Below are 15,661 nucleotides of genomic sequence, written 5' to 3' on the forward strand. Positions count from 1 at the left end.
GGTCGCCTTTATTTTGTGTTAAAGTCCATTCGTCACCTTCCCTTCTTATTGACTCGCCTTACTGATTAACTCCACTGCGCCAGGTAGGCGTTAATGATGAAAAACTACTAGCGGCGGCGCATATAGGGAGGATCAATCTTTCTTTTACGGTTCAGTCTCCAGTGTAGAATAAAGGCGGCGATTGCCAATACAATGAGGAATACAATAACTATTAATTTAATCATTATAACCTGTTTCTTTAAGAGTTTATTGAAAGGTTTTAAATAGCATTAAAACGCCTGAGTTGGAATTAACCTTTATTTAATCACAATCAAAAATTATGACATCACTCTGGTGTTTATTCACCAGCTCACTTTCTGGCAAAAGAGAGAGGGTGCGGCAACGCGCGCTGAAGCCTCCTGTCTGAGAATATTTTTGTTGTTAACAGTAAACGTTAGCCTTCCCACTTAGTGCCAGTTTTATCGCCGAGCAAATCGATGGTGGCCTGAAAGAAGATTACCGCATGAAATTTAATCTGATTAATTTGTAGAGCAGCAAAAACTTAAGGATGCTTATCTCAACGATTTTGAGGATTAAGCCTTATGACGAAGAGCAGAAACAGCATCAATAGCCCCTGCCAAATAGATCACCAATCCTCGGGGCTTTCATCATAAATTTTACGCACAGCAAATTTAAAGATGTAGTAACCCATAACAAGCCCCAACAGGGAAAAGACAGAAAACAAATATCGGTATTCGCTGTATGAGAAAAACAGAAACCAGCCCGCATAAAGCAGGGCCAAACCACATATGCCTATGCCCTGCACTAAGCGAGATGAAATAACAAGCAGTAATTTTTTCATATTTTAACTTTCTCAAAAAAATAGCAGCAGGTTTGGTGAAATTTTTCTCCGTCAGTAAACCATAACTGTGCAGCGTCATTTAAAGCAAAGATTCCAGATTTTTTCACAGCATTCGTAAACCGGCTCAAAATAGTACAATTAACTAATATTAGTGATGCAGGCTGATATAAGCGCATCACTTACATTTGCTCAAATTTGTTAAGCTCATCAGTAAAACGGGTAGTCTGGCTCGCGTTTTTCATTAACAAACTTCAACGGCGCGGCCAGCAGAGTCTTAGCCAGGCGGATCGGTTGGAGATTGCGCTTAACGCAGCGGACAAACGCCGCTTTTCGCTGGAAAAATAAAATGATGTTTCATAATCCTTCGGCAATAGTCATAACTTTTTATCAGATTTTGACGAATTTCTATAAAAAAACGTTTCGTCTCTCATTTCTGTCACTCTCTCCTTCCGCTGCTTGTTCACAGTAGTAGACTGCCGCAATTGTAAAGCAACGTGAATCGCTTCTCGCTGCTTTACGGCAAGTGGCAGCAAGTCACCCAACATTTGTTGCAGTACAAACCGATAAAGGAACAGTAATATGCGCCCTAATGGCCTGACGCCACAGGACCTCGTCGCTTATGGCATCACTGATACGGTTGAAGTCATCCATAATCCCGATTATGAAACTTTATTTAAGGAAGAAACCCTGCCCGGCCTCACCGGTTATGAGCGCGGCACGCTAACGCAGTCCGGGGCGATCGCCGTGGACACCGGCATTTTTACCGGCCGCTCGCCGAAAGATAAATATATTGTGCGTGACGACACGACGCGCGATTCCTTGTGGTGGAACGACCAGGGCAAAGGCAAAAATGATAATCAGCCTTTGTCGCAGGAAACCTGGCAAGCGCTAAAGCGTTGTGTAACACAGCAGCTTTCCGGTAAACGCCTGTTTGTGGTTGACGCCTGGTGCGGTGCCAATCCTGATACCCGCCTGAGCGTGCGCTTTATTACCGAAGTCGCCTGGCAGGCACACTTCGTCAAAAACATGTTTATTCGCCCTGATGAAGCCAGCCTGGCCAGCTTCACGCCTGATTTTATCGTGATGAACGGCGCAAAATGCACCAACCCCAACTGGCAGCAACAGGGCCTGCATTCAGAAAACTTTGTCGCCTTTAATCTCACCGAAAAGATGCAGCTCATCGGCGGTACCTGGTACGGCGGCGAGATGAAGAAAGGCCTGTTTGCAGTGATGAATTATCTGCTGCCGCTGAAAGGCGTGGCCTCGATGCACTGCTCGGCTAACGTTGGCGAGCAGGGTGACGTCGCAGTGTTCTTTGGCCTTTCCGGCACCGGGAAAACCACCCTGTCCACCGATCCGAAACGTCAGTTGATTGGCGATGATGAGCATGGCTGGGATGATGACGGCGTGTTTAACTTCGAAGGCGGCTGCTACGCAAAAACCATTAAGCTGTCAGAGCAGGCGGAGCCGGAGATTTATCATGCCATCCGTCGCGATGCGCTGCTGGAAAACGTGGTGGTACGCAGCGATGGGTCTGTCGATTTTGATGACGCCAGCAAAACGGAGAATACGCGCGTCTCCTATCCGATTTACCATATCGATAATATCGTTAAGCCGGTATCGAAAGCGGGTCATGCGAAAAAGGTTATTTTCCTGACCGCCGATGCGTTTGGCGTACTGCCGCCGGTTTCGCGCCTCTCTTCCGATCAAACGCAGTATCACTTCCTGTCAGGCTTTACCGCCAAGCTGGCGGGCACTGAGCGCGGTATTACCGAGCCAACACCAACCTTTTCCGCCTGCTTTGGCGCGGCGTTTTTAACGCTGCATCCAACAAAATATGCCGAAGTGCTGGTGAAGCGTATGCAGGATGCGGGCGCGGAAGCCTGGCTGGTCAATACCGGCTGGAACGGCACCGGGAAGCGTATCTCACTGAAGGATACGCGAGCGATTATCAACGCGATTCTTAGTGGCGAGCTGGCACAGACGGAGACGCAGACGCTGCCTGTATTCAATCTACAGATGCCGGTCGCTGTGCCAGGCATCGATCCGCATATTCTCGATCCGCGCAATACCTGGCAAGATCCGGCGCAGTGGGAAAGTCGCGCGCTGGATTTGGCGCAGCGCTTTATCACTAATTTTGAGAAGTATACCGATACGCCTGCAGGCGCCGCGCTGGTGTCAGCCGGACCGCAAATTTAATCCTGTCGCAGTAAAGAAAACCCCCGCCGTTTGGCGGGGGGTTTTATTTTCTGACGCAGGCGTTCAGCTATTCGCTCTTAGGCAATGGCAACGGGCTCACCGGGCCGCCAGTTGGTGACGTCGATGCAGATAAGGGCAGCCAGGCGCGAATGCGTAGGCCGCCGCGCTCACTGACGCCCATCTCCAGCGATCCCTGATGCGCATCGATAATACGCTGCACAATCGCCAGTCCCAGTCCGGTGCCGCTGGTACTGCGGGCGCTGTCGCCGCGAACAAAGGGCTGTAGCAGATGCTTTAACTGTTCCGGCTTAATGCCCGGCCCATCATCTTCCACCTGGAACCAGGCGCGCTGTAGCTCATAGCCGCTGCTGACCTTAATCCAGCCGTTGCCGTAGCGCGCCGCGTTCACCACCATATTCGCCGCCGCTCGCTTGATCGAAAGCGGATTGATATCCAGTATGAGTTCTTCAGGCATGATGGCATCTTCAATTTCACGCTCGTAGCCGCTCTCCGCCGCAACAACTTCGTTCAGCACCGCGTTCAGATCGGCGCGTTCGGTCTGCATCTCCTGCCCGGTACGCAGATAATCGATGAACTGTTCGATAATCGCATTGCACTCTTCAATATCCTTATTAATCGATTCCGCCAGATAGCCATCTTCTGCGCTCATCATCTCCGTGGCCAGGCGAATACGCGTCAGCGGCGTACGCAGATCGTGACTCACGCCTGCCATCAACAGTGTACGATCGTCTGCCAACTGTTTTACGCCTGACGCCATCTGGTTAAAGGCGCGCGTCACCGAGCGCACCTCCGATGCGCCATATTCCCGCAGCGGCGGCGGAATAATGCCTTTCCCTACCTGTAACGCCGCATGCTCCAGATCCACCAGCGGACGGTTCTGAATACGGATAAACAGCCAGGCGCCGCCTATCGCCAATAGCATAATCGCCAGCGTATAACGGAACAGCGGCGAGAAGTCGCCCTGATGAATTTCGGTCAGCGGCACGCGTACCCAGATATCGGGTGAGAGCCAGGTTTTCAGCCACACTACAGGCGAGTTTTTATTGACCTCGACCCGTACATCCGTTGGCCCGCCGAGCTGGCGCGCCATCTGATCGCTTAAAAACTGGTAATGCTGTGCCCAGCGTAATCCGCTCTCCTCCGCCGCCGCGTTGGTATAGAGAGAAATTCCCAGCTCGCGGTAAATTTCACGCCGAAACGCGGGCGGCACTTCCAGTTGCGTGCCATCTTCTAACTGCAGCCGGTCGGTCATTAACATGCGCACTTCATACGCCAGCACCTTGTTAAACTGCTGCAGGCTGGGAAGAATGGCAAAGTTAAGTACCACCAGATAGGTGGTTACCAGGCTGACAAACAGTAACGTGACGATCAGCAGCAGCGTGCGTGCAAAGGAACTGCGGGGAGAAAAGCGGAGCCGCCTCATGCTTTAGTGCCGTCCGGAACAAACACGTAGCCCAGGCCCCAAACGGTCTGGATATAGCGCGGATGCGCAGGATCTTCTTCCACCATGCGGCGCAGGCGTGAAATCTGCACGTCGATGGAGCGTTCCATCGCGCTGTACTCGCGGCCACGGGCAAGGTTCATCAGCTTATCGCGTGACAGCGGCTCACGCGGATGGCTCACCAGCGCTTTCAGCACGGCAAATTCGCCGCTGGTTAACGGCATCGGCTCATCTTCGCGGAACATTTCACGGGTGCCGAGATTCAGCTTGAACTTGCCGAAGGCGATAACCGCTTCTTCCTGAGAAGGCGCGCCCGGCAGTTCATTCGCCTGACGACGCAGCACGGCACGAATACGCGCCAGCAGCTCACGCGGGTTGAACGGTTTCGGAATGTAGTCATCCGCGCCGATCTCCAGCCCAACAATACGATCGACCTCTTCGCCTTTTGCCGTCACCATAATGATCGGCATCGGATTACTTTGGCTACGCAAGCGACGACAAATCGACAGGCCATCTTCGCCCGGCAACATTAAGTCGAGCACCATCAGGTGAAAGGATTCGCGGGTTAACAGGCGATCCATTTGCTCGGCGTTAGCGACGCTGCGCACCTGAAAACCCTGTTCGGTCAGATAACGCTCCAGCAGTGCGCGCAGGCGCATGTCATCATCGACGACCAGAATTTTGTAGTTTTCTTGCATTTCGATACTCCCAAAGGCGCTATTGCCCGAGCTGGTATTGTTAAAAAAGAAGCGTAACTGTGACAGCCATTAATGGTTTATATTCTAGCCGAAATTGTTACAAAGCATATTAAACAGCAGCTTATATCGCATTTATTTTGCTTTTACCCTGCCCATTGGCCCGCCATCGGCCGATCCGTCTTTTCTGAAATACGTCCATAAACTCTGCTCATCGCTGGCTCAGAATAGCGAATGTAAACTTTTGTCATGGCAAAACAGCGGGTTAACTTAATGGCGCTTGCCGGTTTGATTGTGATGCTGCTTTAACAGGCTATTAAGTGCCAGATTACTGCGCCCTGAGTCCAACTATTAGCAGAAAAAACTGGCATTTATTTTTTTCTCTTTACGCTAAGCCAGGAATATTCGCAGCGCACAAAGGATCGATCCATTAATAAATCAAGTTAACCTTATTCGTTAGAAAACAACGCTTTTCAGCGCTGCCCTGGCAAACCTATATTCTCCCCGACAAACGTTGTTTATTTATCAGCCGGGAATAAATATGAACAAGATAATGTTGATTTGCTCGCTGGCACTGTTTATCAGCGGATACGTAATGGCTAACGAACCCACAGGCGGCGTGGCCGCAGGGGCTCAGGCAACCACCGAAGCGAAAGGCGCTTCTGATGCGGAAGGCGTTGCCGTTGTGGGCGCGCTACTGGGTCTGGCCCTTGCCACTGCAGGCGGCGGCGATGGCTCCAGCACGGCAACCACCACCACAACCAGCACCATTCCACATTAAAATTTATTAAGGCACTACCTCAGGTCAAAAATTATAAGAACTTTGTTGCTGTTGTCTTTCGCCACCGGAGAATAAGCGTTGCCCGGGCTTTCTTAAAAAAGTCATTATTCTCCGCTTCTTTTTTCCAGCGCCGGTTACACGGCGTCGCTGTCATTTTGATCCTGACGATAATCAATCCGGTTAATAAACCAGATTTTTTCCCCTTCCGGCGTATTCACGCTAACTTCGTCATCCACTTCTTTTTTAATCAACGCGCGCGCCATCGGCGAATCAACAGAGATATAATTTTTTGCGTCCCCATAGATTTCATCCGGGCCAACAATACGAAAGCACTTTACCTCACCCTGTTCGTTTTCCACCTCCACCCAGGCACCAAAAAAGACCTTGCCCTCCTGCTGTGGTGAATAATCGACAATCTTTAGCTCGGCAAGACACTTACGCAGATAGCGCACCCGTCGATCGATCTGACGCAGCAGGCGCTTGTTATAGGTGTAGTCTGCGTTTTCGGAACGATCGCCCAGACTGGCCGCCCAGGAGACAATTTTGGTGATCTCCGGGCGCTTTTCTTTCCACAGATAATCGTGTTCCGCCCTGAGCTTGTTATAACCTTCACGGGTAATCAGTTGCGTCTTCACACACCCATCCTGTCAGCTAAAACTAATGGTCCGGCAGCCTTACGCCGCCCTCTGGCGCTAATGGTACAACATCAAAAACCACCTGTGGTAAAACGCGCTCGGAATATGGCCTAAAGCGCGCCGCATCGCTGGTAATTTCGCCCTCCAGTCCGTATAACTGTCCGCTATTTCTCAAACTCTGTTAGCAAGATAGTTGAACCGATGATGAATGATTCACTGAACCGCATTATTGCAGGTGAACTTCAGGCGCGGGCTGAACAAGTTGATGCCGCAATCCGCCTGCTGGACGAAGGGAACACCGTGCCGTTTATTGCACGTTATCGTAAGGAAGTCACCGGCGGGCTTGATGATACCCAGCTGCGACAGCTGGAGACCCGCCTCGGTTACCTGCGAGAGCTGGAAGATCGCCGCCAGGCGATCCTGAAATCCGTTGCGGAACAGGGCAAACTCAGCGATGAACTCGCCGCCGCAATTAACGGTACGCTGAGCAAAACCGAACTCGAAGATCTTTACCTCCCCTATAAGCCGAAACGCCGTACCCGTGGACAGATCGCTATTGAAGCCGGGCTGGAACCGCTGGCGGAGACGCTGTGGCAGGATCCTTCTCATGAGCCAGAGCAGCTGGCCGCCCGCTTTGTGGATGCCGGTAAAGGCGTAGCCGACGTGAAGGCGGCGCTGGATGGCGCGCGCTATATCCTGATGGAGCGTTTCGCGGAAGATGCCGCTCTGCTGGCGAAAGTGCGCGACTACTTGTGGAAGAACGCGCATCTGGTGTCACGCGTGGTGGAAGGCAAAGAGGAAGAAGGCGCGAAATTTCGCGACTATTTTGATCATCACGAAGCGCTGGCAACGGTGCCTTCACATCGTGCGCTGGCGATGTTCCGTGGCCGCAACGAAGGCGTGCTGCAGCTGGCGCTCAATCCCGATCCGCAGTTTGATGAGCCACCGCGTGAAAGTTACGGCGAACAGCTTATCAGCGAGCATCTGAACCTGCGTCTGAACAACGCGCCGGCAGACAGCTGGCGTAAGGCCGTGGTGAGCTGGACGTGGCGTATTAAAGTGCTGCTGCATCTGGAAACCGAGCTGATGGGCAGCGTGCGCGAGCGGGCGGAAGAAGAAGCGATCAACGTCTTCGCCCGCAACCTGCACGATCTGCTGATGGCGGCACCGGCTGGTATGCGCGCCACAATGGGTCTCGATCCGGGCCTGCGCACCGGGGTAAAAGTTGCCGTAGTGGATGCCACCGGCAAGCTGGTCGCCACCGACACCATCTATCCGCATACCGGCCAGGCGGCGAAGGCAGCGGCGGCGGTCGCAGCGCTCTGTATCCGTCATCAGGTTGAACTGGTGGCGATTGGCAACGGCACCGCGTCACGTGAAACTGAGCGCTTCTTCCTGGAGGTGCAAAAACAGTTCCCCCAGGTCACGGCGCAAAAAGTTATCGTCAGCGAAGCGGGCGCATCGGTTTACTCAGCGTCTGAGCTGGCGGCGCTGGAGTTTCCCGACCTTGATGTTTCCCTGCGCGGCGCGGTTTCTATCGCGCGTCGTCTGCAGGATCCGCTGGCAGAGCTGGTGAAAATCGATCCGAAATCGATCGGCGTCGGCCAGTATCAGCATGACGTCAGCCAAAGCCAGTTGGCGAAAAAGCTGGATGCGGTGGTGGAAGACTGTGTAAACGCCGTTGGTGTCGATCTGAATACCGCCTCCGTGGCGCTGCTGACGCGCGTAGCCGGACTGACGCGCATGATGGCGCAAAATATTGTGAACTGGCGTGATGAAAACGGTCGCTTTCGCAGCCGTCAGCAGTTGCTGAAAGTCAGCCGTCTCGGTCCAAAAGCCTTTGAACAGTGTGCTGGCTTCCTGCGCATTAACCAGGGCGATAATCCACTGGATGCCTCAACGGTGCATCCGGAAGCCTATCCGGTGGTAGAGCGTATTCTGGAGGCAACCCGCCAGTCGCTACGCGAGCTGATGGGTAATTCGAATGAGCTGCGCAACCTGAAAGCGGTCGACTTTACCGACGAGCGTTTCGGCGTGCCGACGGTCAGCGATATTCTTAAAGAGCTGGAAAAGCCAGGCCGCGATCCGCGTCCGGAATTCAAAACGGCACAGTTTGCTGAAGGCGTAGAAACCATGAACGATCTGCTGCCGGGCATGGTGCTGGAAGGCGCAGTGACTAACGTTACTAACTTTGGTGCATTCGTGGATATCGGCGTGCATCAGGATGGACTGGTTCATATCTCCTCGCTCTCTGACAAATTTGTCGAAGATCCACATACCGTGGTGAAAGCGGGCGATATCGTTAAGGTCAAGGTGCTGGAAGTGGATTTGCAGCGTAAGCGTATTGCGCTGACCATGCGTCTGGATGAGCAGCCGGGTGAAACCGCTTCGCGCGCTGCGCCACGTAGCCAGGAGCGTACTAATAACCGCCCGGCGGCGAAACCACGCGCGCGTGGCAATAGCACTCTCTCTGGCAACAGTGCGATGGGCGATGCGCTGGCCGCGGCGCTGGGAAAAAAACGCTAACAACTTTAAGGGCGGCCAGGTGCCGCCCTTTGTATTATGTTTGTTCTAAATCAACATTAACGATAATCGTTCTCATTAATATGGTGCCGTTTTGTTCTTGCCGCCTTAAGCGACAGTCAATGAGGTGCACCCTATGCCACTATTTGCCCGCCAACACTATAAAATTCTTGGTTTTTCTTCCGCCGTCAGCCCGGCTTACCGGCAAAAACTCCTCTCTCTTGGGCTGTTGCCCGGCGCCTGCTTCCAGGTGTTGCGTATTGCACCGCTGGGCGATCCGCTCCAGATCCAGACAGGACGCGTTAGCCTGATGCTGCGCAAAAAGGATCTGTCGCTGCTGCAGCTACAGCCGATGGCGGAGGTGGCATGAAAAACTGCACTATTGGTCTGCTGGGTAATCCGAACGCCGGGAAAACCACCCTATTTAATCAGCTCACCGGCGCTCGCCAGCGTGTGGGCAACTGGGCCGGCGTCACCGTAGAGCGTAAAGAGGGCTTCTTCACCGCTGGCGAGACGCGGGTAAATTTAATTGATCTTCCCGGCACCTATTCACTCACCACCATTTCACAGCAGGCGTCGCTCGACGAACAGATCGCCTGCCACTTTGTTTTAAGCCAGCAGGCGGATCTGCTGATTAATGTTGTGGACGCCTGTAATCTTGAGCGCAACCTCTATCTTACGCTGCAGCTGCGTGAGCTGGGCGTGCCCTGCATCGTCGCGCTCAATATGCTGGATATGGCAGAAAGCCAACGCATTAACATCGATATACCCACGTTGGCGCAGCGCCTCGGCTGTCCGGTAGTGCCCGTGGTTTCAACGCGCGGCAGCGGGCTGGATCGCCTGAAACAGCTGATTGACGAAGGCATTCCTGCCTGCGCGCCGCTGGAAGTCTGCTATCCGGCTGAATTGAACAGCGCCATCGATCGGCTGGCGGCTGCGATGCCGGTCAACGAAAGCCGTCAGCAGCGGCGCTGGCTTGCGCTACAGCTGCTGGAAGGCGATGTCTACAGCCGCCAGCAGATAAGCGATGTGACGCAACAGCATTTAACCGAGCTGGAAACCCAACTCTCATCAGATATTGCGATAAATATCGTCGCCGCACGCTATGAAAAGCTGGCGTCGATTTGCGCTGAAGTCAGCAATCAACATTTGATGGCGCCGCATCGGCTGTCGCAGCGTCTGGATAATCTGGTGTTGAACCGCTGGCTGGGCTTGCCGATCTTTTTGCTGATGATGTATCTGATGTTCGTGCTGGCGATCAATATCGGCGGCGCAATCCAGCCGCTGTTCGACATCGGTTCAACGGCACTGTTTATTCATGGTATGCAGTGGCTTGGCGCTACGCTGCATTTCCCCGTCTGGCTGACGCTGTTTCTTGCTCAGGGCATCGGCGGCGGGATTAATACGGTGCTGCCGTTGGTGCCACAGATTGGTTTAATGTATCTGTTTCTCTCCTTTATGGAGGACTCCGGCTATATGGCGCGCGCTGCCTTCGTGGTCGATCGGCTGATGCAATCGCTTGGCCTGCCGGGCAAATCTTTTGTGCCGCTGATTGTTGGCTTTGGCTGTAACGTCCCTGCGGTAATGGGCGCACGCACGCTGGATGCCCCACGCGAACGGTTGATTACGGTGATGATGGCGCCTTTCATTTCCTGCGGGGCCAGGCTGGCGATTTTTGCCGTGTTCTCTGCCGCCTTCTTTGGCGCACACGGCGCGCTGGTGGTGTTTAGCCTGTATCTCACTGGCATCGTGATGGCGGTGTTAACCGGTCTGTTGCTTAAGCATACGCTGCTGCGCGGTGAAGCCTCGCCGTTCGTAATGGAGCTGCCAAGCTGGCACGTTCCGCATCTGAAAAGCCTGCTCTTGCAAGCCTGGCAGCGGCTGCACGGCTTTGTGCTGCGCGCCGGGAAAGTAATTGTGATCGCCAGCATTTTTATTGGCGGGCTGAATAGCTTCTCGTTTAATGGTCAGCCGGTTAACAGCATCAATGATTCGGCGCTGGCCAGCGTTAGCCGGGTGATCACTCCGCTGCTGGCGCCTATCGGCATCCAGCCGGATAACTGGCAAGCCTCGGTCGGCCTGCTGACTGGCGCAATGGCCAAAGAGGTGGTGGTCGGTACGCTGAATACGCTCTATACCGCCGAGGCGCTGCATGAAGAGCCGTTCAACGTCTACGACTGGAGCCTGAAGGCGGAACTTGCCGATGCGGTAACGGAAACCTGGCAGGGCCTGAAAGAGACGCTGACTTTCAGCGTGCTGGCTAACCCTATTGAGGCCAGTAAAGGCGATGGCGAAATGGCGGGCGGCGCGATGGGTAAAATGAGCCGCCAGTTTGGCAGCGATGCCGCCGCTTTCAGCTATCTGCTGTTTGTGCTGCTTTACATTCCCTGCGTCTCGGTGATGGGCGCGATTGCGCGTGAAAGCAGCCGCCGCTGGATGGGCTTTTCAATTCTGTGGGGGTTAAACGTTGCTTACTCCCTTGCCACGCTGTTCTGGCAGTTTTCGCGTATCAATGAACAGCCGCTTACCAGCAGCCTGATTATTTTACTGGTGCTGCTATTTAACAGCGCCCTGCTGCTGCTGTTACGGCGGGTTAAACTGCCGCCGCAGCGCATTCCGATTCGGGTGTTGCCGGTGGAAAGCTATCAAAAGCCGTTAAGAAGCGGAGAATGCCATTAGCCAACGAAGCGATGGCAATTTTAGCCAGGCGGCTCCCATCCTGAGAAAGGGAGTCGCTGTAGCGGTTGCGATTTTAGCCTGGCGGTCTACAGTAAAAACTAACGCCCTTGCGAACCTAACGCTGCAGCCCGCCGGATAAACATGGATATTATCAATAACTTAATCGATAAGATCTACCAGGACACTTTTCCAATGGCCGCGCGGGAGCGCCTGCTGTCACACATTCGCGCCGCCCGTGATGCGATAAAAAAACCGCGTAAGCCGCACTGGGATGAAAAAGATGTGGTGCTGATAACCTATGCCGATCAGTTCCGCGAGCCGGAAGCGCCGACGCTTGCCACTTTTTCACGCTTTTATCAGCAGCATTTGCAGTCCACTTTTAACCTGGTTCACCTGCTGCCTTTCTTCCCCTGGTCATCCGATGACGGTTTTTCCGTGATTGATTATCATCAGGTCAATCCCATATGCGGCGAATGGCGCAACGTGGCTGAACTGCATACGCATACGCGTTTGATGTTCGATTTTGTTTGCAACCATATCTCTTCACGCAGCGCCTGGTTTAAACATTATCTGGCCTGCGATCCCGGCTGGGACGATTTTTTTATCAGTATGCCGCCCGGCACCGATTTAAGCAGCGTGACCCGCCCGCGTACTTCACCGCTGCTGACCCCTTTTGAGCGTGGCGATGGCAGTACCCACTATATCTGGACCACCTTTAGCGCCGATCAGATAGACCTGAACTTCGCCAGCCCGGAAGTGCTGATTCGTATGGTTGACGTGCTGCTGGAATACCTGAAAAAAGGGGCCGATTACGTCAGGCTGGATGCGGTGGGCTATATGTGGAAAACGCCTGGCACGCGCTGTATTCACCTGGAAAATACCCATCTGCTGGTGAAGCTGTTCCGCGCCATTGCCGACGTAGTCGCGCCTGGCACCGTGATCATTACCGAAACCAATGTGCCGCATCAGGACAATATCAGCTACTTTGGCAACGGTCAGGATGAAGCGCAGATGGTTTATCAGTTCTCGCTGCCGCCGCTGGTATTGCATGCTATTCATAACGGCTCCGCGCGCGCGCTGCGCCAGTGGGCGGCGGGCCTCGATTTGGGTGGCGGCACCACGACCTTTTTTAACTTTCTCGCCTCACACGATGGCATCGGCCTCAACCCGGCGCGTGGCATTCTGCCGGAAGTCGAGATCGTTTCGCTGGTGCGTGACCTGGCGCTGGAAGGCGCACTGATCTCTTATAAAAATAATCCGGACGGCACCACCAGCCCGTATGAGATTAATGTCACCTACATGGATGCGTTGAACAAGCAGAACGATGACGATGACACGCGCATCCGACGTTTTATGCTGGCACATGCGATTCTGCTGGCTTTCCCCGGCGTTCCCGCTATCTATATCCAGAGCATTCTTGGCTCGCGCAACGATCAGGAAGGCGTCAAAGTCGCCGGTCATAACCGCGCCATCAATCGGGAAAAATATGCGCTCTCAGCGATCGAAAAAGCGCTGTCCGGCGGCAATTATCTCCGACAGCAGGTTTTTAACCGCCTCAGCGCGCTGATACAGCTGCGTACGCGTCAGCCTGCGTTTCATCCTGATAATCCAATGGAGATCCTCGACAGTGAAAATACGCTGTTAATGATGCGGCGCTATTCACCAACGGGCGATAACAGCCTGCTGTGCGTGTTTAATCTGAGCGGCAAAAACGTGGAGGCGACGCTGCCGGAAGCGAAGAAATATCGCGATATTGTTGAGCAGGCGCTGATTGATGGTTCGCAGCCGGTAACGCTGCCGCCGTGGCACTATCTGTGGCTGAAAGGTTAAGCAGGCATAACCGGTATGCCTGCTTAAAGATTACTTATAGACGTCCGCCGTAGCGCTGAAACGACCATGTTCGCGTCCGGCTATCACCAGAAAGTATTTGCCGCCCTTCTCATCCGCCAGTTTTGAAAGTTCACGTTTGGCATCCATTGGCGAGGTGGTTTCCGCCGTGGTATTCACCGTGCCGATTTTCTCCAGATTCATTTTCTGCACATCTTCTTTCGTCACTTCCTGTGCCGCGAGCGCAGAGAATGAGAGACCACCCAGCAGACAGGTTACAGCAATCGTTTTAATGATATTCATAGTACACCTTCGTCATAAGTTAACTGAAAAACTCAGACCGCCGAAGAATACAATGAGATAGGGGAATACAGCGCCCTGCTCCCTGGCAGACTCATACAGTCATGATCAGCGGCCTTGCTCAGTTACAATTATTAACGCCAGGTGATATTTTGCCAGCTAAAGGGATAAAGTTTCTTAAACTGACTCGCTGAACGCTTTGACCGCCGTACAAAATTCCTGCGTATGCGAGATAAAAGGCGCATGAGCGGCTTTTTCTATAATCAGAGAGTCGCTGGCAGGCCAGCGCTGATCCAGCAGCGTAGCGACTTTACGTGGTACCAGCCCATCCAGATAGCCATAAATACGCAGCAGCGGAACCTGAAGCCTGTCCATTTCATCGCGTAAATCCGTACTCCGTAAAATCTCCAGCCCACCCGCCAACACCTCCACCGTGGGTATCGGCTGTGACAGCACCACCTCTTTTAACGCCCGGGCATCTTGCCTGGCGCTTTGCGTGCCCAGCGTTTGCAGCGCCAGAAAACGTTCAACGGTGCGCTGATAATCCTCGCTAAGCTGTTGCTGGAAGCCGGCCAGCGTCTCTGGCTTAATCCCCGGCCAGCTCTCTTCATCGGCGGTAAAACGAGGCGATGAGGCGACGGTAATCAGGCCAGTAACCTGTTGCGGATAACGCAGCGCCAGCCAGCTGGCAACCAGACCGCCTAACGACCAGCCCAGATAGAGTGCTTTTTCCGGCAGATGTGGCAACAGAGCGTCGATCATCCCATTCAGCGTTAACGCGCCAAATCCCTGACTGCGGCCAAAACCCGGAAGGTCCACCACATGCAGCCGAAAATGCGCGCTGAGCGGCTCCGCAATGCAACGCCATACTTCCGCGTTCAGTCCCCATCCGTGTAACAGCACAAGATCGCGATTGCCGGTGCCGGTTGTATGCCAGTAAAGCTGCGCCATCGGTTATTGTCTCATCGTTGCTTAATTAAGGAGGTCGCTATGCTACCAATGCAGGGAGGCTGTTGGCTATGCCAGATACCGCTGGCGCTGCCGGTGCAGGGATTATGCAGCTACTGTTTACGCGCGCTGCCTCCGTTACCGCTTTGTTGCCCGCGCTGCGGCTTACCTGCAGGTGATGCGCTTGTCGCCTGCGGACGCTGCCTGCAGCGCCCACCGCCCTGGCAGCAGCTGATCGCCGTAAGCGATTACTGTTCGCCCTTAAGCTTGCTGAGTGCCCGTTATAAATTCTCTGGCCGTACCGCACTCTCTGTGATGCTGGCGCGGCTGATTTTGTTAAGCTGGTTAGCGGCCAGACGTCAGCGCGGCCTGCCTCGTCCCGATTTAATACTGGCCGTGCCGCTGCATCATCAGCGCGCCTGGCGACGCGGTTTTAATCAGGCTGACCTGCTGGCCCGTTCGCTGGCTCGCTGGCTAAGCTGCACTTATGACCCTCAGGCTTTAACGCGCCGCCGCGCTGCTCTTATTCAGCATCGACTTGGGGCGCAAGCGCGTAAGCGCAACCTGCGCGGCGCTTTTCAACTTGAAATCACCGTTCAGGATCGCCATATCGCCCTGATTGATGATGTGGTGACGACCGGTAACACGGTCGCGGAAGTGAGCCGTCTGCTGATGCGCGCCGGAGCCGCCAGCGTCCAGATTTGGTGCCTTTGCCGTACCTTGTAGAGCGTCGGCGATGGGCGTATTATAACCAACTAAATTAGTCAACTA

General features: G+C 53.8%; 13 protein-coding genes. 7 read left to right on the forward strand and 6 right to left on the reverse strand.

The window, feature by feature from the left end:
* Positions 1-625: 625 nt before the first annotated feature.
* Complete coding sequence (locus B1H58_RS05920) at positions 626-841, reverse strand: hypothetical protein (protein ID WP_085068577.1); 216 nt, start codon at positions 839-841, stop codon at positions 626-628.
* 579 nt (positions 842-1,420) lie between these two features.
* Here B1H58_RS05920 and pckA point away from each other — a divergent pair.
* Positions 1,421-3,040: a phosphoenolpyruvate carboxykinase (ATP) gene (gene pckA, locus B1H58_RS05925; RefSeq protein WP_085068579.1), complete on the forward strand. Its 1,620-nt coding sequence runs from the start codon at positions 1,421-1,423 to the stop codon at positions 3,038-3,040.
* A 67-nt stretch (positions 3,041-3,107) separates the two neighbouring features.
* On the opposite strand, the gene envZ is transcribed toward pckA, so the two are convergent.
* Both envZ and ompR read right to left on the reverse strand, forming a co-directional pair.
* Positions 3,108-4,484: a two-component system sensor histidine kinase EnvZ gene (gene envZ, locus B1H58_RS05930; RefSeq protein ID WP_085068582.1), complete on the reverse strand. Its 1,377-nt coding sequence runs from the start codon at positions 4,482-4,484 to the stop codon at positions 3,108-3,110.
* Complete coding sequence (gene ompR / locus B1H58_RS05935; RefSeq protein WP_038629697.1) at positions 4,481-5,200, reverse strand: osmolarity response regulator transcription factor OmpR; 720 nt, start codon at positions 5,198-5,200, stop codon at positions 4,481-4,483. Before ompR ends, envZ begins: the two co-directional genes overlap by 4 nt.
* A gap of 538 nt (positions 5,201-5,738) precedes the next feature.
* Here ompR and yjbE point away from each other — a divergent pair.
* Positions 5,739-5,978 carry an exopolysaccharide production protein YjbE gene (gene yjbE / locus B1H58_RS05940; RefSeq protein WP_085068584.1) on the forward strand — a complete coding sequence of 80 codons (240 nt, stop codon included), beginning with the start codon at positions 5,739-5,741 and terminating at the stop codon, positions 5,976-5,978.
* 134 nt (positions 5,979-6,112) lie between these two features.
* On the opposite strand, the gene greB is transcribed toward yjbE, so the two are convergent.
* Positions 6,113-6,613, reverse strand: a complete 501-nt coding sequence (greB, locus tag B1H58_RS05945) for a transcription elongation factor GreB (protein WP_085068586.1) — start codon at positions 6,611-6,613, stop codon at positions 6,113-6,115.
* A 201-nt stretch (positions 6,614-6,814) separates the two neighbouring features.
* On the opposite strand from greB, the gene B1H58_RS05950 reads away from it, so the two are divergent.
* From B1H58_RS05950 to B1H58_RS05965, 4 genes are all read left to right on the forward strand, one after another.
* Positions 6,815-9,139, forward strand: a complete 2,325-nt coding sequence (locus B1H58_RS05950; RefSeq protein ID WP_085068588.1) for a Tex family protein — start codon at positions 6,815-6,817, stop codon at positions 9,137-9,139.
* Positions 9,140-9,272: 133 nt separating this feature from the next.
* Positions 9,273-9,506: a ferrous iron transporter A gene (gene feoA, locus B1H58_RS05955; RefSeq protein ID WP_085068590.1), complete on the forward strand. Its 234-nt coding sequence runs from the start codon at positions 9,273-9,275 to the stop codon at positions 9,504-9,506.
* A complete protein-coding gene (feoB, locus tag B1H58_RS05960) occupies positions 9,503-11,815 on the forward strand; it encodes a Fe(2+) transporter permease subunit FeoB (RefSeq protein ID WP_085068592.1) in 2,313 nt (770 codons plus the stop codon). The genes feoA and feoB overlap by 4 nt, the downstream gene beginning before the upstream one ends.
* A gap of 141 nt (positions 11,816-11,956) precedes the next feature.
* Positions 11,957-13,645, forward strand: a complete 1,689-nt coding sequence (locus tag B1H58_RS05965) for an alpha-amylase family glycosyl hydrolase (RefSeq protein WP_085068594.1) — start codon at positions 11,957-11,959, stop codon at positions 13,643-13,645.
* A gap of 30 nt (positions 13,646-13,675) precedes the next feature.
* Here B1H58_RS05965 and B1H58_RS05970 read toward each other — a convergent pair whose 3' ends face one another.
* Both B1H58_RS05970 and bioH read right to left on the reverse strand, forming a co-directional pair.
* A complete protein-coding gene (locus B1H58_RS05970; RefSeq protein ID WP_085068596.1) occupies positions 13,676-13,945 on the reverse strand; it encodes a YdgH/BhsA/McbA family protein in 270 nt (89 codons plus the stop codon).
* Between the two features lie 174 nt (positions 13,946-14,119).
* Positions 14,120-14,893, reverse strand: a complete 774-nt coding sequence (bioH, locus tag B1H58_RS05975) for a pimeloyl-ACP methyl ester esterase BioH (protein WP_085068598.1) — start codon at positions 14,891-14,893, stop codon at positions 14,120-14,122.
* A gap of 39 nt (positions 14,894-14,932) precedes the next feature.
* Here bioH and gntX point away from each other — a divergent pair, with 39 nt between their 5' ends.
* On the forward strand, positions 14,933-15,616 hold the full coding sequence (gntX, locus tag B1H58_RS05980; RefSeq protein ID WP_085068599.1) for a DNA utilization protein GntX: 684 nt from the start codon (positions 14,933-14,935) through the stop codon (positions 15,614-15,616).
* Positions 15,617-15,661: the final 45 nt, after the last annotated feature.

Origin of the sequence: Pantoea alhagi, assembly GCF_002101395.1 — a bacterium.
Classification (GTDB): domain Bacteria; phylum Pseudomonadota; class Gammaproteobacteria; order Enterobacterales; family Enterobacteriaceae; genus Mixta; species Mixta alhagi.